This is a genomic window from Neorhizobium puerariae, from assembly GCF_042429745.1.
Taxonomy (GTDB): Bacteria; Pseudomonadota; Alphaproteobacteria; order Rhizobiales; family Rhizobiaceae; genus Neorhizobium; species Neorhizobium puerariae.
Genome location: NZ_JBHMAA010000002.1, coordinates 33,588 through 52,566, shown reverse-complemented (window position 1 = coordinate 52,566; position 18,979 = coordinate 33,588). Strand labels below are relative to the sequence as shown.

General features: G+C 64.3%; 13 protein-coding genes. 4 read left to right on the top strand and 9 right to left on the bottom strand.

Translation table 11 applies throughout. The features are described from left to right. Positions 1-204: 204 nt before the first annotated feature. From ACFFP0_RS00910 to ACFFP0_RS00895, 4 genes are all read left to right on the top strand, one after another. Positions 205-561 (top strand): sarcosine oxidase subunit delta, encoded by a 357-nt coding sequence (locus ACFFP0_RS00910; RefSeq protein ID WP_377254713.1) that lies wholly within the window; start codon positions 205-207, stop codon positions 559-561. Continuing rightward, on the top strand, positions 558-3,536 hold the full coding sequence (locus tag ACFFP0_RS00905) for a sarcosine oxidase subunit alpha (RefSeq protein WP_377254710.1): 2,979 nt from the start codon (positions 558-560) through the stop codon (positions 3,534-3,536). Before ACFFP0_RS00910 ends, ACFFP0_RS00905 begins: the two co-directional genes overlap by 4 nt. Continuing rightward, positions 3,529-4,080 carry a sarcosine oxidase subunit gamma gene (locus tag ACFFP0_RS00900; RefSeq protein WP_377254707.1) on the top strand — a complete coding sequence of 184 codons (552 nt, stop codon included), beginning with the start codon at positions 3,529-3,531 and terminating at the stop codon, positions 4,078-4,080. The genes ACFFP0_RS00905 and ACFFP0_RS00900 overlap by 8 nt, the downstream gene beginning before the upstream one ends. A 180-nt stretch (positions 4,081-4,260) precedes the next feature. Further along, positions 4,261-4,569 carry a hypothetical protein gene (locus ACFFP0_RS00895; RefSeq protein WP_377254704.1) on the top strand — a complete coding sequence of 103 codons (309 nt, stop codon included), beginning with the start codon at positions 4,261-4,263 and terminating at the stop codon, positions 4,567-4,569. Positions 4,570-4,618: 49 nt separating this feature from the next. Here ACFFP0_RS00895 and ACFFP0_RS00890 read toward each other — a convergent pair whose 3' ends face one another. From ACFFP0_RS00890 to ACFFP0_RS00850, 9 genes are all read right to left on the bottom strand, one after another. After that, positions 4,619-5,104: a MaoC family dehydratase gene (locus tag ACFFP0_RS00890; protein WP_377254701.1), complete on the bottom strand. Its 486-nt coding sequence runs from the start codon at positions 5,102-5,104 to the stop codon at positions 4,619-4,621. A 109-nt stretch (positions 5,105-5,213) separates the two neighbouring features. After that, positions 5,214-7,169, bottom strand: a complete 1,956-nt coding sequence (gene glgX / locus ACFFP0_RS00885) for a glycogen debranching protein GlgX (protein ID WP_377254698.1) — start codon at positions 7,167-7,169, stop codon at positions 5,214-5,216. Positions 7,170-7,398: 229 nt separating this feature from the next. Next, complete coding sequence (locus ACFFP0_RS00880; protein WP_377254695.1) at positions 7,399-9,027, bottom strand: alpha-D-glucose phosphate-specific phosphoglucomutase; 1,629 nt, start codon at positions 9,025-9,027, stop codon at positions 7,399-7,401. Further along, complete coding sequence (glgA, locus tag ACFFP0_RS00875) at positions 9,024-10,487, bottom strand: glycogen synthase GlgA (RefSeq protein ID WP_377254693.1); 1,464 nt, start codon at positions 10,485-10,487, stop codon at positions 9,024-9,026. Before glgA ends, ACFFP0_RS00880 begins: the two co-directional genes overlap by 4 nt. A 19-nt stretch (positions 10,488-10,506) precedes the next feature. Further along, complete coding sequence (gene glgC / locus ACFFP0_RS00870; RefSeq protein WP_377254691.1) at positions 10,507-11,769, bottom strand: glucose-1-phosphate adenylyltransferase; 1,263 nt, start codon at positions 11,767-11,769, stop codon at positions 10,507-10,509. A gap of 26 nt (positions 11,770-11,795) precedes the next feature. Next, positions 11,796-14,012, bottom strand: a complete 2,217-nt coding sequence (glgB, locus tag ACFFP0_RS00865; RefSeq protein WP_377254688.1) for a 1,4-alpha-glucan branching protein GlgB — start codon at positions 14,010-14,012, stop codon at positions 11,796-11,798. After that, on the bottom strand, positions 14,012-16,474 hold the full coding sequence (locus ACFFP0_RS00860; RefSeq protein WP_377254685.1) for a glycogen/starch/alpha-glucan phosphorylase: 2,463 nt from the start codon (positions 16,472-16,474) through the stop codon (positions 14,012-14,014). Before ACFFP0_RS00860 ends, glgB begins: the two co-directional genes overlap by 1 nt. A 199-nt stretch (positions 16,475-16,673) precedes the next feature. Beyond that, the gene (locus tag ACFFP0_RS00855) at positions 16,674-17,945 is read right to left on the bottom strand and encodes a TadE/TadG family type IV pilus assembly protein (RefSeq protein WP_377254682.1); all 1,272 of its coding nucleotides are present in this window, start codon (positions 17,943-17,945) and stop codon (positions 16,674-16,676) included. 136 nt (positions 17,946-18,081) lie between these two features. Then, on the bottom strand, positions 18,082-18,963 hold the full coding sequence (locus tag ACFFP0_RS00850) for a transglutaminase family protein (protein ID WP_377254679.1): 882 nt from the start codon (positions 18,961-18,963) through the stop codon (positions 18,082-18,084). Positions 18,964-18,979 lie beyond the last annotated feature (16 nt).

The window sequence follows — 18,979 nt, the reverse complement described above, 5'->3', positions numbered from 1 at the left end:
GGTTGCCCCGATCGCCCGTCTTCTCCCCAGCGGGGAGAAGTGCCGAGCAAAGCGAGGCGATGAGAGGGTGTACACACCGCGAACTCGGCATTTGGCCAATTGGCTTCGCTCCCCTCATCCGGTCCTTTGGACCACCTTCTCCCCGCCGGGGAGAAGGTGTAGCCAGCCTCGCTCACCTGCCTCTTCCCAACGTCGGAGTTCCGCATGCTTCTGATCCATTGTCCCTATTGCGAGGAAGCGCGTTCGGAACTGGAATTCCGCTGGGCCGGGGAGGCGCATATCGCCCGGCCGGAGAATATCGCGGCGATCTCCGACGAGGAATTCGCCGAATACTGCTTCCTTCGCAACAACGAAAAAGGCCTCACCTATGAGCGCTGGCGGCATATCCATGGCTGCGGCCGGTTCTTCAACGCGGCCCGCGACACGGTGAGCGACAGGTTCCTGATGACCTACAAGGCCGGCCTGCCGAAACAGCCGGTGTCCCAAGAACTGAAAAACCGGACCGGCGCCAGCGAAAAGACCGTCGAAACCCATGAAGCGACGGAAGGAGATGCACGATGAGCGGTTCTCCGGACAATCTCGGCGCCTTCCGCATCAGGGGCGCGGGGCGGCTGACGCCGGCCCGCACGGCGCGCTTCACCTTCGACGGCAAGATCTACACGGCGATGGAGGGAGACACGGTCGCCTCGGCGCTTCTGGCGCATGGCGTGCATCTTGTCGGCCGCTCGTTCAAGTATCACCGGCCGCGCGGCATTCTCTCCGCCGGTCCGGAAGAGCCGAATGCGCTGCTCGACGTCTCGCGTGACGCAGCGCGCCGCCAGCCGAACGTGCGCGCCACCGTGCAGGAAGTCTTCGACGGCGTGAAGATCTCGTCGCAGAACCGCTGGCCGTCGCTGAAACACGACATCGGCGCCTTCAACGACCTGCTCTCGCCCTTCTTCGCGGCCGGCTTCTACTACAAGACCTTCATGTGGCCGAAGGAGGCCTGGGCCAAGCTCTACGAACCGTTCATCCGCCGGGCCGCCGGCCTCGGCGTCGCGCCGGAAGAGGCGGACCGGGATCATTATGCCAGCCGTTACGCCCATTGCGACGTGCTGGTCGCCGGCGCCGGCGTGGCGGGGCTGACGGCCGCGCTTTCGGCCGCAGCGACCGGCGCCTCCGTCATCCTCGTCGACGAGCAGCCGCAGGCGGGCGGCGCGCTGCATTTCGATTCCTCCGCCGTGATCGACGGCCAGAACGGCTACGACTGGGCGCAGGGCGTCGCGGCGAAGCTCAAGGCCATGCCGAACGTCACCGTGCTTACCCGCACGACCGTCTTCGGTTACTACAATCACGGTTTCCTCGGTCTGGTGGAGCGTGTCGCCGACCATGTTCCCTTGCCGGGCAAGGACCTTCCCCGCGAGCGCCTGTGGCAGGTGCGCGCAGGCCGCGTCATCCTGGCGACCGGCTCGATCGAGCGGCACATGGTCTTCGCCAACAACGACCGGCCGGGCATCATGCTGGCGTCGGCGGCGCGGACCTTCCTCAATCATCACGGGGTCGCCGTCGGAAGGAATGTCGGCGTCTATGCGGCGCACGATTCCGCCTATGAAGCAGCCTTCGACCTGAAGCGCGCCGGTATTTCGATCGCGGCGATCGTCGACAGCCGCAGCCATCCGGGCGAAGCGGTTCTCGCCGAGGCGCGCGCGCTCGGCATCGACGTGCTGACCGGTCATTCCGTCACCAATACGTCGGGACGGTTGCGCATTTCCTCCATGACCGTCACGCGCAACGGCGGCACCAGTTCGCGCAGGATCGCGGTCGATGCGCTCATCGTCTCCGCCGGCTGGACGCCTTCCGTGCATCTCTTCTCCCAATCGCGCGGGAAGCTGCGTTTCGACGAGCAGAACCAGCGCTTCCTGCCGGATATCTACGCGCAGGACTGCGTCTCGGTGGGCGCCTGCAACGGCACGGACGACCTTTCCGACCTGATCGACGAGGCGATCGCGGCCGGCGGCGGTTCGCCGGCGCTCTCCGGCGAGAACAGGTTCGAGTGGACGGGCGGCATGATCGGAGCGGCGGAAGGCGCGGGACCGGACACGGTCGTCAAGGCCTTCGTCGACTTCCAGCACGACGTCACGGCGAAGGACATTCGCCTTGCGGTGCGCGAGGGCATGCATTCGATCGAGCATATCAAGCGCTTCACCACCAACGGCATGGCGTCCGACCAGGGCAAGCTTTCCAACATGCATGGCCTGGCGATCGCCTCCGAAGTGCTCGGGCGGCCGATCCCCAAGGTGGGGCTCACCACGTTCCGCGCGCCTTATACGCCGGTCACCTACGGCACGCTGATCAGCCATTCGCGCGGCGATCTCTTCGATCCGACCCGCAAGACGCCGATGCATGCGCTCGAAGCGGCCGCAGGCGCCGAATTCGAGGATGTCGGAAACTGGAAGCGCGCCTGGTATTTCCCGAAGCGTGGCGAGGACATGGCGGCCGCCGTCAACCGCGAGTGCCGCACGGCGCGCGACGTGGCGGGCGTGTTCGACGCCTCGACGCTCGGCAAGATCGAGGTGGTCGGCCCGGATGCCGCGGCCTTCCTCAACCTTCTCTACACGAATGCCTGGGACACGCTGAAACCCGGCAGATGCCGTTACGGCATCATGACCCGCGAAGACGGATTCGTCTACGACGACGGCGTCGTCGGGCGTCTAGCGGAAGACCGCTTCCATGTGACGACCACGACCGGCGGGGCGCCGCGCGTGCTGCATCACATGGAGGATTATCTCCAGACGGAATTCCCGCATCTCAAGGTCTGGCTGACCTCTACCACCGAACAATGGGCGGTGATCGCGGTGCAGGGGCCGAAGGCGCGCGAGATCGTCGAGCCCTTCGTGGAAGGGCTGGATATCTCCAACGAGGCCTTCCCGCATATGTCGGTCGCCGAATGCTCCGTCCTGGGCGTGCCGGCAAGGCTTTTCCGCGTCTCCTTCACCGGCGAGCCCGGTTTCGAGGTCAACGTGCCGGCCGATTACGGCCCGGCCGTCTGGACGGCGATCTGGGAACGCGCCGAGGCCCTGGGGGCCTGTCTTTACGGCACCGAGGCCATGCATGTGCTGCGCGCCGAAAAGGGATATATCATCGTCGGTCAGGATACGGACGGCACGGTGACGCCGGACGATGCGGGCCTTGACTGGGCCGTCTCGAAGAAGAAGGCCGATTTCGTCGGCATCCGCGGCCTGAAGCGGCCCGACCTCGTCCGCGAGGGACGCAAGCAGCTTGTCGGCCTCCTCACCCGCGACCCGAACGTGGTGCTGGAGGAAGGCGGGCAGATCGTCGCCGATCCCAACCAGCCGAAGCCCATGACCATGCTCGGGCACGTCACGTCGGCCTATTGGTCGGAGAATTGCGGCCGGTCGATCGCATTGGCGCTGGTCGCCGGCGGGCGCTCGCGCATCGGCGAGACACTCTACGTGCCGCTGAAGGACAGGACGATCGAGGTCGAGGTGACCGACATGGTATTCTTCGACAAGGAAGGAGGCCGCATCCATGGCTGATCTCGGGACAATTCGGACCCAGCCGCTTTCCGGCTATCACGGCGGCTCCTCGGCGGTCCGGCTGGAAGCCGCGCCGCCGGCCGAACGCATCTCGCTTCGCGCCCGGCCGGAGGACGTGGCGGCCCTGTCCGCCGCGCTCGGCATGGACCTGCCGGTGAAGCCGAAGACATCGTCTTCCTCAAACGGCCACACGGCGCTGTGGCTCGGGCCGGACGAATGGCTGGTTTTCGGCGCCGCCGACGGCGGGCTGATGCAGGCGGCGAAGAATTCCGGCGCGCTGCATTCGGCCACCGACGTCTCCCACCGCAACACGGCGATCCTGGTCTCCGGGCCGGGTGCTGCCGCTGCGATCAACGCCGGCTGCCCGCAGGATCTGTCCCTCAGGGTCTTCCCGGTCGGCGCCTGCTCGCGCACCGTGTTCGGCAAGGTGGAGATCGTGCTTCTGAGGACCGGCGAGGATGCTTTCCGCGTCGAAGTCTGGCGATCCTTTTCCGACTACGCTTTCGGGCTGCTTTCGGAAGGCGCCCGCGACGCCGCGCTCTGAGACGATGAAGCGCCGTGCGTCCGAACGGCCGCACGGAGAACGCGCGAACCTACCGCATCGACGCATCGGCCCGAAAATCGATCCCGATTTTCGGGCCGATGCTTTTCATCTGACTTGACTTGCAGCGCGGCTGCCGCACTCTCCCATCAAAAGACGGGCATCAAGAAACGGGAGGACCTGATGGGGGAATTTCAATTGATCGCGATTGCGATGGTTGTCGCGGTGATCGGCGGCGCGGTCGCCGCAAGGCTCACGCAGACCGAGATATGGAAGGGCGCCGCCGTTGCCGCGGCGGCCTGTGCCGCGGCGGTCGCTGCATTCTTCGTTCCGGGCTTCGACAGGAGCCTTTCCATGCCGCTCGCCGGCCTTGCCGGCGCGGGTGTTTCCGGCGCCTTGCTGGGCCTTTCGGCACCCGCTACCGCCAATATCCTGATCGGCGCCGCCGTGCCGCCGATGCTGGGGTTCGTGATCATGGAAATGGCCGCATGAGGGCTGTTCCGCCCGCCCGGTCCCGGCGCGGCTGAAACCGCCGCTCGCCTCAGACGCCTTCGGGCCGATCCTTGGGATCGAACTGGACGATGGTGATCCAGTTGGCGGTGAGCGCCGGTTTCTTCTCGTTCTCGATCTCGACCGTCACCTCGTAGGTCGTCATCAGCATGCCTGCGCCGCGAAACCGGCAGTCGGAGAGGACGAACCGGCCACGCACGCGGCTGCCGGTCCTGACCGGCGACATGAAGCGGATGCGGTCGAAGCCGTAGTTGAGCCCCATGGTCTGCTCGCGGATCTTCGGCACGCTGCCGAAGTTCATCGCCGACAGGAGCGACAGCGTCAGGAAGCCATGCGCGATCGTCCCGCCGAAAGGGCTTTCGGCGGCGGCGCGCTCCGGGTCCACATGGATGAACTGGTGGTCGTGGGTCGCATCGGCGAAGAGGTCGATCATCGTCTGATCGACGACGATCCAGTCGGACAGACCGAGCTCCTGGCCGAGGAGCCCCGGCACGTCCACGAGCGAAATTTCACGCATGCGACCTCACTGGTTTCTTTCGCGCCGCTTCGCGCCTTTGGAACATCTCCTGCGGCGGGCGGACTTTACAGGGTTTGACCCGATTGGCGAGTGAAGATTTTGCACCGCATCACTCTTCGATGCAGAAGAGGACGGAGCGGGCGGGCAGAACCTGGTTCCACAGGTCGCGGGAGGGAAAACGCTTCCAGCCCCAGCCGGGAAGCGCGAAGGTGGCGGGCTCGTGGCCGCGGTTGACGAGAACGGCCAGGCGGGTTTGCAGATCGGTCTGCCGGTCGAGCGTTCTGAGCACCATGCCGAGAACGCGATTGTCCGCAGCCTCCCAGTCGCCGACCTCCATCGGCCGCCCGGTGGCGGACAGCCATTCGACGTCTCCGTTGCCCGAGAAGAAGCCCGTTTCGGAAAAGACGGCGAAGCGCCTGCGGATCGCGGCGAGCGTGGCGGTGTGTTCGATCAGCGTCTTGTCGGCCGTGCTCCAGTCGAACCAGGTGATGGCGTTGTCCTGGGCATAGGCGTTGTTGTTGCCGTGCTGGCTGCGGCCGGCTTCGTCGCCCATGGTGAGCATGACGAAGCCGCGGCTGGCAAAAAGCGTGGAGAGCAGGGCCGCCACGTCGGCGCGTCGGCTTTCCAGAATGGCCGGGTCGCCGGTCCCGCCCTCGACGCCGTTGTTCCAGGAGAAATTGTCGTTGTGGCCGTCACGGTTCTCCTCGCCGTTCGCCTCGTTGTGCTTCTTTTCGTGGGAAACGAGGTCCATCAGCGTGAAGCCGTCATGGGCGGCGAGGAAATTGACGCTGCGGCTGGCATGGTGGCCGTGGCGGGCGAAGATATCCGAGGAACCGGCAAGCCGGGTGGCGAGCGCGCCGGTGGTCCAGCGCTCGCCGCGCCAGTAGCGGCGGATGTCGTCGCGGGCGCGGTCGTTCCATTCCAGGAAGGGTTCCGGGAAGTTGCCGAGCTGGTAGCCGCCTGGACCGATGTCCCATGGTTCGGCGATCAGGATGCGGTCCTTCAGCGCCTCGTCGGACATCATCGCGGCTAGTGTTGCGCCCTGCGGATCGAAGCCGCCCGAGGTGCGGCCGATCACCGGCGCGAGATCGAAGCGGAAGCCGTCGATGCCGGCATGGACGACGAAATGACGGAGCGTGTCGACGATCAGGCGGCGGACATGGGGCTGGTCGCAGGCGACCGTGTTGCCGGTGCCGGTGTCGTTGACGAGATGCCCCGGCACGCCCGGCACATGGCGATAATAGGAGAGATTGTCGAGGCCGCGCATGGAAAGCGTGGCGCCGTGGCGGTCGCTTTCCCCGGTATGGTTGAAGACGAGATCGAGGATGACGCCGATGCCGGCCTGATGCAGCGCCGCGACCGTCTCGCGCAGTTCCTTCACGCCGCCGGGGCAAAGGCGCGCGTCGAGCGCCATGAAGGCGACCGGATTATAGCCCCAGGCATTGGCAAGGCCGAGCGGCGGCAGGTGGCGTTCGTCGATCCAGGCCGTGACCGGCATCAGTTCGACAGCATCGACGCCGAGCTTCTTCAGGTGGGAGATGATCGAAGGATGGGCGAGAGCCGCCACCGTGCCGCGGCTCGCTTCGGGAATGGCGGGATGCAGGATGGTGAAGGATTTGACCGCGATCTCGTAGATGAAGCCGCCGGCGGGCAGGAGAGGCCTGCCGATCTTCGCCAGAGGATCGCGGGTGACGACCGCTTTCGGCACGAGATTGGCAGTGTCGACGCCGAACAGGGAGAGTTTCGCGTCGTGCCGGAAAGGGCGGTCGAGTTCTCGGGCATAGGGGTCGACCAGCAGTTTCGAGGGGTCGAACCAGAGGCCCCTGTCGGGATCGTAGGCGCCCCAGGCGCGATAGCCGTAACGCTGCCCGGCGCCGGTCGCCGGCACCGATACGCGGTGGATGTCGTCACGGCCGCGGACCAGGCGGTGACGGGCGGTCTCCCGTTTGCCTTCGGCGTCGAAAAGGCAGAGTTCGATCCGTTCGGCATGGTGCGACCAGACGGCGAAATCGGCGCCGTCCGCCGTCAGTGTCACGCCGAGCCTGGGGTCGGGCGCCTTTGCCATCTAGCTCCACCCCCCTCTGCCCCGCCGGGCATCTTCCCCGCACGGGGGGAGATCGGCAAGACGCTGCGGCGATTGTCCAACCTCGGCGAAGATACGTATCGCAAAAGCAGCGCCGCGGGTGCTGCGCGGGGCCGTGCTACATCCAATCTCCCCCCGTGCGGGGGAGATGTCCGGCAGGGTAGAGGGGGGTAACGCCATGGCTGGCCTCCGAACGTCCCGCCTCAAGCGATCAGGTAATGACCGTCGGCCTGTCGCGGCCGGTGCGTTTTTTCAGCTCCGAAATCTGGTCGGCGATGGTGATGAGATCGGCCAGCGCTTCCTGTGTGTCGATGCCGTGCTTTGCGGGATCGGGCTCGTAGCGTTCCACATAGACGCGGATCGTCGCCCCCGACGTGCCGGTGCCGGAAAGCCGGAAGACGATGCGCGAGCCGCCTTCGAAAAGGATGCGGATGCCCTGGTTTTTCGAAACCGAGCCGTCGATCGGGTCGTGATAGGCGAAATCGTCCGCTGCTGCGACCTTGAGCGCGCCGAAGGTCTGGCCGGGGAGGGCGGCGAGCCTGTCGCGCAGGGCGGCGATCAGGCCGTTGGCGGCTTCGGAATCCACCTCTTCGTAGTCGTGTCGGGAGTAGTAGTTGCGGCCGTATTCGGCCCAGTGCTTCTTCACGACCTCGGCAACGCTTTCGTTGCGGGCGGCGAGGATGTTGAGCCAGAAGAGGATCGCCCAGAGGCCGTCCTTTTCCCGCACATGGTCCGAGCCGGTGCCGAAGCTCTCCTCGCCGCAGACCGTGACCTTGCCGGCATCCAGAAGGTTGCCGAAGAATTTCCAGCCGGTCGGCGTCTCGTACATGCCGATGCCGAGCTTTTCGGCCACCCGGTCGGCGGCGGCGCTGGTCGGCATGGAGCGGGCGATGCCGGCGATGCCCTTGGCGTAACCGGGCGCGACGGTGGCGTTAGCGGCGATGATCGCGAGGCTGTCGGAGGGGGTGACGAACATGCCCTTGCCGACGATCATGTTGCGGTCGCCGTCGCCGTCGGAGGCAGCGCCGAAATGCGGGCCGTCCTTGCTCATCACGTCGTCATAGAGTTCCCTGGCATGGACGAGGTTCGGGTCCGGATGATGGCCGCCGAAATCCGGCAGGGGCGTGAAGTTGCGGACCGAGCCTTCCGGCGCCCCGACGCGGTTTTCGAGGATCTCCCTGGCATAAGGCCCGGTGACGGCGCCCATGGAGTCCATGACGACGCGCACGCCGCTGGCGATCAAGGCGCGAATGGCCGGAAAGTCGAAGAGCTGTTCCATCAGGTCGGCATAGTCAGTGACCGGGTCGATGACCTCCACGGCCATGCCGGCGACCTTGAGGGAGCCGATCCGGTCGAGGTCGAGATCGTCCGCGTCGGCGATCTTGTAGGTGTCGATCACCTTGGAGCGGGCGAAGATCGCGTCGGTGATCTTCTCCGGCGCGGGGCCGCCATTGCCGATATTGTACTTGATGCCGAAATCCTCGGTCGGGCCGCCGGGATTGTGGCTGGCGGACAGGATGATGCCGCCGAAGGCCTTGTATTTGCGGATGATGTTGGAGGCGGCGGGCGTGGACAGGATGCCGCCCTGTCCGACCATGACCTTGCCGAAGCCCGCGGCGGCGGCCATCTTGATCGCCTTCTGGATGACCTCGCGGTTGTAGTATCGGCCGTCGCCGCCGATCACCAGCGTCTTGCCTTCGAAACCTTCCAGCGAGTCGAAGATCGACTGGATGAAGTTCTCCGCATAGTTTTCCTGGGCGAAGACCGGGACTTTCTTGCGCAGGCCGGACGTGCCCGGCTTCTGATCCTGATAGGGAGTGGTTTTGACGGTCTTGATCATGGTCGGGACCCTTTTCTGACAAGGAGGTTCTTGTAGAGCTCGGCATAGAGGCCGGCGCTCTTTTCCCAGGAGACATCGGATTTCATGCCCTGCTTCTGCATGGCCGTCCACACTTTCGGCTCGTGATAGAGCCGCACGGCGCGGCGGAGCGCCCGGCGCAGGTTGCCGGTGGTGACAGGACCGAAGGAAATGCCGGTCGCCGTCCTGGCGGTGATCGCCGCATGGCTCGCGTCGATGACGGTATCGTTCAGGCCGCCGGTGCGCGCGACGACGGGGACACAACCGTAACGCAGGCCATAGAGCTGGGTCAGCCCGCAGGGTTCGAAGCGGGAAGGGATGATGATGGCGTCAGCCCCCGCCTGCATGAGATGCGACAGCGGCTCGTCGTAGGTGGAAAGCAGGGCGACGCGGCCGGGATGGCGCGCCGCCGCGGCATGGAAGGCGTTTTCGAGCGCCCTGTCGCCGGAGCCGAGCACCGCGAGCCTTCCGCCGAGCTCGACCAGTTCGTCGAGGGTCTCGGCCAGGAGGTCCATGCCCTTCTGCCAGGTGAGCCGGGATATGACGCAGAAAAGCGGCCCGGCGTCCTGCACGAGGTGGAAACGCCCGGCGACCGCCTGTTTGTTCTCCGCCCGCGCCTTCAGGGTGGAAGCCGTGTAATTGCTCCTCACGACCGGGTCGGTGGCGGGGTTCCAGATGTTCGCGTCGATGCCGTTGACGATGCCGGCGAGATCGTCGGCGCGATGGGCGAGCAGGCCCTCCAGCCCCATGCCGAATTCCGGCGTGAGGATTTCCTCCGCATAGGAAGGGGAGACGGTCGAGATCGCCCAGCTCGTCTGCAAGCCGGCCTTGAGGTAACCGACGCCGCCGAAATATTCGACGCCGTCGATGCCGAGGGCGTGCGGCGGCAGTTCCAGGTAGGGGAAGATGTCGGCGCCGAACTGACCCTGGAAGGCGATGTTGTGGATGGTGATGAGGGTGGGAACTTCCGGCTCCGCGGCATAGCGCATATAGGCCGGCACCATGGCCGCCTGCCAGTCGTGCACATGCACGATATCCGGCCGCCAGGCCGTTCCTTCCTGGGCCATTCCTCCCTGCGCGATGATCGCGCCGGCCTTGGAAAGGGCCGCGAAGCGCCGCCAGTTGTCGAAATGATCCTTGCCGGTGGCGTCCGCATAGGGACCGCCGGGCCGGTCGAAGAAGGTCGGCGAATCGAGGACCAGGAGGTCGAGCCCCTCGTGCTGCGCTTCCAGCACCCGGGCCCTGGCGCCGAGCAGGTTTTCGAACATCATGCGGACCGTGGCGTCCTCGATCATCCGCATCACCGCCGGATAACCGGGCACGAGCGTCTTGACCGAAACGCCGTGGCCCTTGAGGGCAAGCGGCAGGGCGCCGGCCACATCTGCAAGACCGCCGGTCTTGACCAGCGGATAGACTTCGGACGCGACCGAAAGGACCTGCATTAAATTTCCGAACCCCGTCTCATAAATCCAGTTTGTCGATCATCGCCTGGGTGATCAGGCAAACTCCGCTCTCTGTGCGACGGAAGCGCTTCGCATCGAGTTCCGGGTCCTCGCCGACCACAAGGCCTTCGGGGATGGTTACACCGTGGTCGATGACGACATTGCGAAGCTGCGCCCGTCTGCCGATGCGGACATTGGGGAGAATGACGGCGCCTTCAAGGCGGGAATAGGAATTGGCGCGCACTCCGGTGAAGAGCAGGCTGTTGTAGAGCGTCGAGCCCGAGATGATGCAATCGCCCGAGACGACGGAGGAGATCGCCGAGCCGCGGCGGTCCTCGTCGTCATGGACGAATTTCGCAGGCGGGGTGATTTCCGCATAGGTCCAGATCGGCCAGGACTTGTCGTAGATGTCGAGTTCCGGCGTGACGGCGGTCAGGTCGATATTGGCCTGCCAGTAGGCGTCGACCGTTCCGACGTCGCGCCAGTAGGGCTCGCGTTCGAAATCGGAGCGGACGCAGGAATTGGCGAAGCGGTGCGCGACCGCCTTCCCGTTCTTGACGATGTAGGGGATGATGTCCTTGCCGAAATCGCGATTGGAGCCGGGGGTTTCCGCGTCCCGCTTGAGGATGTCGATCAGGAATTTCGTGTGGAAGACATAGATGCCCATCGAGGCCAGCGCGAAATCCGGGTTGCCGGGAATGCCCGGCGGATCGGCGGGTTTTTCCACGAAATCGATGATCTCGTCCTTGTCGTTGACATGCATGACGCCAAAGCCGGTCGCCTCCATGCGCGGCACTTCCAGGCAGCCGACCGTGACGTCGGCGCCGGAATTCACATGCTGCTGCAGCATGTATTCGTAGTCCATCTTGTAGACGTGGTCGCCGGCGAGGATGACCATGTATTCCGGGTTGTAGGGCTCGATGATGTCGATGTTCTGGTAGACGGCGTCGGCCGTGCCTTCGTACCATTGCGTCTCGGAGACGCGCTGGGAGGCCGGCAGGATGTCGAAGCTCTCGTTGCGCTCCGGCCGGAAGAAGTTCCAGCCGCGCTGCATGTGGCGGATCAGAGAATGCGCCTTGTATTGGGTCGCGACCCCGATGCGGCGGATGCCCGAGTTCAGGGCATTGGACAGGGCGAAATCGATGATGCGCGCCTTGCCGCCGAAATAGACCGCGGGCTTGGCACGGCGGTCGGTGAGTTCCTTGAGGCGGCTTCCCCGGCCGCCGGCAAGCACATAGGCCATCGCATCGCGCGACAGAGGCTGAATTCTCTTCTCGTTCATTTTTCCCTCCCTATTCTTGTAATGACCTATACCTGTTGTTCCAGTTCCAGCATGAGCGTCGCGAGCGGCGGCAGCGTGACCTCGGCATGGATGTCTCCTCCCGCATTCACCGCCTGGACGCGGCCGCCATTGCCCTTGCCGCTGCCGCCGTAGATCTCGGCATCGGTATTGAGGATTTCCCGCCATCTTCCTTCATTTGGCAAGGGGATACGGAAATTTTCCCGGTATACGGGGGTGAGATTGGTGACCACCGCCACCGGTTTTTCTCCCGGCGCCAGCCGCAGCCAGGCGAAGACGGAATTTTCCGCGTCGTCGACGATCAGCCATCGGAAGCCGTCGCCCTCGCAGTCGCGGGCATGCAGGGCCGGTTTCGAGCGGTAACAGAAGTTGAGATCGCGGACCAGGCGGCGCATGCCCTCATGCGGGTGGTATTGCAGGAGGTTCCAGTCGAGCTCGCGGGCCTCGCTCCATTCCGCCCATTGGGCGAATTCCTGGCCCATGAAAAGCAGCTTCTTGCCCGGATAACCCCACATGAAACCGTAATAGGCGCGCAGGTTTGCGAATTTCTGCCAGTCGTCTCCGGCCATCTTGGCGATCAGCGAGCCTTTGCCGTGCACCACCTCGTCATGCGAAAGCGGCAGCACGAAGTTTTCCGAGAAGGCGTAGATGAGGCCGAAGGTGATCTCGTTGTGGTGGAACCTGCGATGCACCGGCTCGCGCTTCAGGTAGGAGAGCGTGTCGTGCATGAAGCCCATGTTCCACTTGAAGCCGAAGCCCAGGCCGCCTTCATGGACAGGCTGCGACACTTTCGGCCAGGAAGTGCTCTCCTCGGCGATCGTCATCATGCCCGGATGGGCGCCGTAGGAGAGCATGTTCATCTTCTGCAGGAAGCGGACGGCCTCCAGGTTTTCCCGGCCGCCATATTCGTTCGGCACCCATTCGCCCTCCTTCCTGGAATAGTCGAGGTAGAGCATGGAAGCGACCGCATCGACGCGCAGCCCGTCGAGATGGTATTTCTCGGCCCAGTAGAGCGCGTTGTTGATGAGGTAGGAAAGGACCTCGATACGGCCGAAATTGTAGATCGCCGTGTTCCAGTCGGGGTGGAAGCCCTGGCGCGGATCGGCATGTTCGTAGAGCGCCGTGCCGTCGAAATGCCTGAGGCCATGCGCGTCGGTCGGGAAATGCGCCGGCACCCAGTCGAGGATCACCCCGATGCCGACCTTGTGACAGCCGTTGACGAAGCGGGCGAAGCCTTCCGGCTCGCCGAAACGGGCGGTCGGGGCAAAGAGGCCGGTCGTCTGGTAGCCCCAGGACGGGTCGTAGGGGTGTTCGGTGATCGGCAGGAACTCGATATGGGTGAAGCCCATGTCGACGCAATAGGGAATGAGCTGCGCCCCGAGCTCGTCCCAGGTCAGGAAGGAACCGTCCGGTTTCCGGCGCCAGGAGCCGGCATGCACCTCGTAGATCGTGATCGGCTGGCGGCGATGGTCCGCCTTTTCCCAGAATTCACGATGTGCGTCGTCCTCCCATTTCTGGTTGAGTTCCGGCGCGGTGACGGAAGCGGTGTCGGGTCTCAATTCGGCGCGGCGGGCATAGGGGTCCGCCTTCAGCGGCAGGAGCTTGCCGTTCTTGCCGATGATCTCGAACTTGTAGGCGGAGCCCGCCCTGACATCGGGGGCGAAGATCTCCCAGATGCCGGTGTCGCCCCTCAGCCGCATGACATGGCGGCGGCCGTCCCAGCCGTTGAATTCGCCGACCACGGAAACGCGCCTGGCGTTCGGCGCCCAGACGGCGAAGTGGAAACCCTCGACGCCCTCATGTTTCATCGGGTGGGCGCCCATCTTGTCGAAGAGGCGCAGGTGCGAGCCCTCGCGGACGAAATAGTCGTCCATGGGGCCGAGCACGGGACCGAAGCTATAGGGATCGGTCACGGCCCATTCGTCGTCGCCGCGGCGGGCCCGGTAGCGGACGGGCTGGAGATGCGAGGCGTTGACGAGGCCTTCGAAATATCCGGCCTCGTGGCGGCGGGTAAGCTCCCCGAGCTCCGTCCCGTTGAGCGCCGTGGCGGTGACCGCCTCGGCGCCGGGAACGAAACAGCGGGCCCGGAAGCCGTCCTTCAGCTTGTGAAGGCCGAGGACGGCGAAGGGATTGGTATGCCTGCCTTCCAGTATCGCCTCGATCTCGGATAACGGAATTTCGCCAGGGGCCCTCCCGTCATCGGCCACACGCGGCGATTTTTTCATCAGGCTCTCCAGATTTCCGACGCGTATTGGCGAATAGTTCTGTCAGAGGAGAACCATCCCATCCGGGCGGTATTGCGAATCGTCTTTGAATACCAGGATTTAGGGTCGGCCCAGATTTGGTCAACCTGGCGCTGGGCCTCCGCATAGGCGTCGAAGTCGGCGGCAACCATGAACCAGTCATGATTGTAGATGCCGTCGATCAGGGTGGAGAAGCGGGAGCGGTCGTCCGGCGAGAAGACGCCGGTGGCAATGGCGTTGAGCGCCTGGGCAAGCTCGCGCGACTTCTCGATAATAGCGCGCGGATTGTGGCCGTCGGCGCGAATCTGCGCCACCTCATCCGCCTTCAGGCCGAAGATGACGATGTTCTCCTCGCCGACATGATCGCGCATCTCGACATTGGCGCCGTCGAGCGTGCCGATGGTCAGGGCGCCGTTCAGCGCGAACTTCATGTTGCCGGTGCCCGACGCCTCCATGCCGGCGGTGGAGATCTGCTCGGAAAGGTCGGCGGCCGGAACCATGATCTCGGCGAGCGAGACGTTGTAGTTCGGCACGAAGACGACCTTCAGCAGGCCGCGTACGGCCGGGTCGTTGTTGATCGTGCGGGCCACGTCGTTGGCGAGCTTGATGATCAGCTTGGCGTTGTGATAGCTCGGCGCCGCCTTGCCGGCGAAGAGTTTCACGCGCGGGACCCAGTCGAGCTCCGGATGCGAGCGGATCTGGTCGTAGAGCGCGACGGCCTCGACGATGTTCAGAAGCTGGCGCTTGTATTCGTGGATGCGCTTGATCTGGATGTCGAACATGGCCGACGGGTCGAGGCGGACACCCATGCGGCTGCCGACGAGATTGGCAAGCTGCACCTTGTTGGCGCGCTTGACGGCGGCGAACTTCTCCTGAAACGACGGGTCGTCGGCATGGGCGTCGAGCGCCTTCAGGGCTTCGGTGTCATCCAGGAACTTGTCGCCGATCGCTTCCTGGATCAGCGAGGTCAGGTCCGGATTGCACTGCATCAGCCAGCGGCGCGGCGTGATCCCGTTGGTCTTGTTGTTGATACGGGCCGGATAGAGCGTATGGAGGTCGGCAAAGACCGTGACCTTCATCAGGTCGGTGTGAAGCGCGGAGACGCCGTTCACCGAATGGGAGCCGACGAAGGCGAGGTTGCCCATGCGCACCCGCCGCTCGCCGCCCTCGTCGATCAGCGAGATCGAGCGGATCTGCGTGTCGGAGAAACTCTTCTGCTTGCGGGCCTCGAGCAGGATCTGCGCGTTGATCGCGTAGACGATCTGCATGTGGCGCGGCAGAAGGCGCTCGAAGAGCGGCACGGGCCAGCTTTCCAGTGCTTCCGGCAGCAGCGTGTGGTTGGTGTAGGAGAAGGTCTGGCGGGTGATGTCCCAGGCGAGCTCGAAGTCGAGCCCGTGGATGTCCGTGAGCAGGCGCATCAGTTCGCCGATCGACACGGCCGGATGTGTGTCGTTGAGCTGGATCGCCACCTTTTCATGCAGGTTGGTGAAATCCGGATACTGCTGCAGGTGGCGCCGCAGGATGTCCTGAAGAGAGGCCGAGGAGAAGAAGAATTCCTGGCGCAGGCGCAGTTCCTGGCCGGCCGGGTTGGCATCGGCCGGATACAGCACACGGGTCAGGCTTTCCGCCTTATTGCTTTCGCGCAGCGCGCCGATATGGTCGCCCGCGTTGAAGGCGTCGAGCAGGATCGGGTCGATCGGCTGTGCCGACCACAGGCGCAGCGTATTGACGCGCTTGCCCCGCCAGCCGACGATCGGCGTGTCGTAGGCCATGGCGATGACGCGCTCGGCCGGCTTCCAGACGTAGCGGGGCGCGTCGTCGTAACCGCCGACCGTTTCCACCGTGCCGCCGAAACCGATCTCGTAGGAGCTCTCGCGGCGTTCGAATTCCCATGGATTGCCGTGGGCGAGCCAGGATTCGGGCAGTTCCACCTGCCAGCCGTCCGCCATCTGCTGCCGGAAAAGGCCGTGGACGTAGCGGATGCCGTAGCCATAGGCCGGGATGTCGACGGTCGCCATGCTCTCCATGAAACAGGCGGCGAGGCGGCCGAGGCCGCCGTTGCCGAGCGCGGCATCGGGCTCCAGGCCGGCGATCACGTTGATATCGACGCCGAGGGAAGTGAGGGCGTCCTGGATCTCCTTCATCAGGCCCATATTGGTCACGGCGTCGCGCATCAGGCGGCCGATCAGGAATTCCAGCGAGAGGTAATAGACGCGTTTGTCCCCGGTCCGGTAGACCTTGCGGGTGCTCTCCATCCACTTGTCGATGATCCGGTCGCGCACCACCAGGATCGTGGCGGTCAGCCAGTCGTGGGGCTTGGCCACCTTGGCGTCCTTGCCGATCCTGTATGTCAGACGCTCGATGATCTCTTCCGCCATGATTTCAGGGCGGGAGCTGCGGGGGGCCGGCTGAGGGATTTCAACCGCGGGAGACGTTTTGTTCATATGTCGCCAACTTTCTGGTGGAACGGGGAGGATAGCGTCCGATTCAGTCCATCTGGCATGATGTATAGCGATAGTTTATGCACCGTTATGACACTGTTGCAACGGCCGTTTTATCTTTGCGCATCCATTGGGCAATCGCGCAAAGCAAAACGCCCGGCCGGCAAGGGCTGGGCGTTTGCGATCCATGCGGATTTCGACTTCAGTTGGTGAGGCGGGTGCCCGTCTTGGCGGCCTTGCGGGCGATTTCGCCGAAGCTCTGGACGAGCTGCGTCATGTTGTTCGGCTCGTAATAGTAGTCGTCTCCGCTGGAGCAATATCCCAGAAGATCCTTGCCCTTGTCCGGCGCCATGAAGGCGATCGTATAGATCTTGATGCCCTTCGACTTCACCGCTTCCGAGGCCGTGCCCGCCTTCACCATGGCCTTTTCCGCGTCCGTCAGGCCATCGACCTTTGCCGCATCGCAGATGCCGCGGACCTTGGTGTCGATCGTGGAGTTCCAGTTGGAGCTGTTGCCGGTCATCTCGCCATCGGTCATGAAGACGATGAAGCGCTCGAAGCTCGTGTTCTTCTTGCTGTCATGCGCGTTCTTTTCGGTCGCATTGGCGGTCTTCAGCGCATTCAATGCATTGGTCAGCGCTCCGGAAGCGTCGGTGCCGCCATCGGGCACGGTGGGCAGTTTGCCGATATAGGTGCGCACCGCCGTGGTTCCCCAGGCGATCGCCTGTTCCGTCTTGGTCTTGTCGTCGTAGGAGTCGGCGCCGACACGGACCAGTTCCTTGTTGGGATCGGCCTTGTCCAGTTCATCGAACATGACTGTCGCCGCGGTCTTCAGCGACTGTATTTTCGTGATGTAGTTGGTGACTGTCTGATAGCAGGTCTTGTAACCGCATTTGTAGGCTACCTGTTTGGTCGGCTGATCCGGATTGACCGTCGTCGTGTCCCAGGCCATGGAGCCGGATTCGTCGAGCGCCAGATACATGGAGAGCGCATTGCCGTCGCGGCTGCTCGCGGCAATGCTCTCGACGCTGACGCGCATGGTCTTGAAGCCGAGTATCGCCGTCATGCCGTTGAGCGGAACGTCGTAGACCGTCTTCAGCCGGATTTCGTAGCCGGTGGCGGTGTTCGACGTGGAGGTGATGGTGGCCTTGATGGACGTGTTGTCCTTGAAGGCTTTCGCAGCCGCGTCCTGGTCGTCGGCATCCTCGTTGGAGGCCGCCTGTCCCGCAAAAGTGTCGAGGCCCATCTTCTCGGCCTCGGCCTCGGTCATCTCGCCCTTGTCGGCCATGGCTGCGGCCGTGGCGAGGGTAGAGGCGTCGGCGACCGACTGGAGCCGGTTCTTCACTTCCATCACATGCGTCAAGTCTATCGCGACGCCCGCCGCTCCCAGGAGAACGGGAAGCATGGCAGCCGTCATGATGCCGAAATTGCCGGCACGGTCCTGTATCAGCCGGGAAAAGAGAGTGTGCTTCATCGTCGTCTTCAGCCCCGTTCAACTCATTTGAACACCCATTGGAGGTGTTCTTAGCGGATGCGGGTGTAGGAACGGCTAAGCCAACCGCTGCAATTTTAGCGATCCGAAGGAATTAGCGTCAAAACGGGGCGGGGCGTCACGATTTCAGCGGAATGACGTCGACCGCCTGGGCGGCCTTCTGATTTCCGTAACCTTTCAGCACCCCGATGACCGGTGCGATGTCGGAATAGTCGCGGCCATAGGCGACCACGATATGGTCGCTGCCGGCCGGAATGTTGTTGGTCGGGTCGAGTTCGAGATAGCCCATCGTCTCGCCGCACCAGACGCGCACCCAGGCATGCATGGCGTCGGCGCCTTCCAGGCGCTCCTTGCCGGGCGGGGGGATGGTGCGCAGGAAGCCGCTGACATAGCCCGCCGGAATGCCGAGGCTCCGGAGCGCGGCGATCATGATATGCGCGAAATCCTGGCAGACGCCGCGCTTCAGGCGGAAGGCCTCCTTCGGCGTCGTATCGACGGTGGTGGCCTCGGGGTCGTAGGTGAAGTCCTTGTGGATGCGGGCGCAGAGGGCGGTGGCGATCTCCCGCACCGTCTGTCCGGGCCGGACGGTCTCGCGCGCATAGGCGGCGATCTGCGGTTCCTCGGCCAGGCGCGGGCTCGGGCCGGCGAGGTGATGCGGCGAGGCGGCGTCGACCGACCAGAGACCCGCCAGCTCCTCCCTGAGCATGTCGAGTTCCGGCGAAAGGTCGGCCGTCATCGGCTGGACCTCCACCATGACGCGGGCCTGCATCCGGATGTCGAGCCGTTCATGCGGCGCGCGCACCAGCACCGAGGTCGCCTGCTGACCGAAGAAGTCGATGAACGTCGTCTTCTCGTCGGCGTTCGGCGTCACCGTGAGCGAGCCGGCGATCAGCCGCTGGCGGTCCGGCAGGAACAACGGCAGCACACGGATGACGTGGCGGGCGCCGGATGCCGGCACGTCGTAGACATAGCCCATATGAAGAGAGAGGTCGTAAAGCATCTTGCTGTCCTCCCGT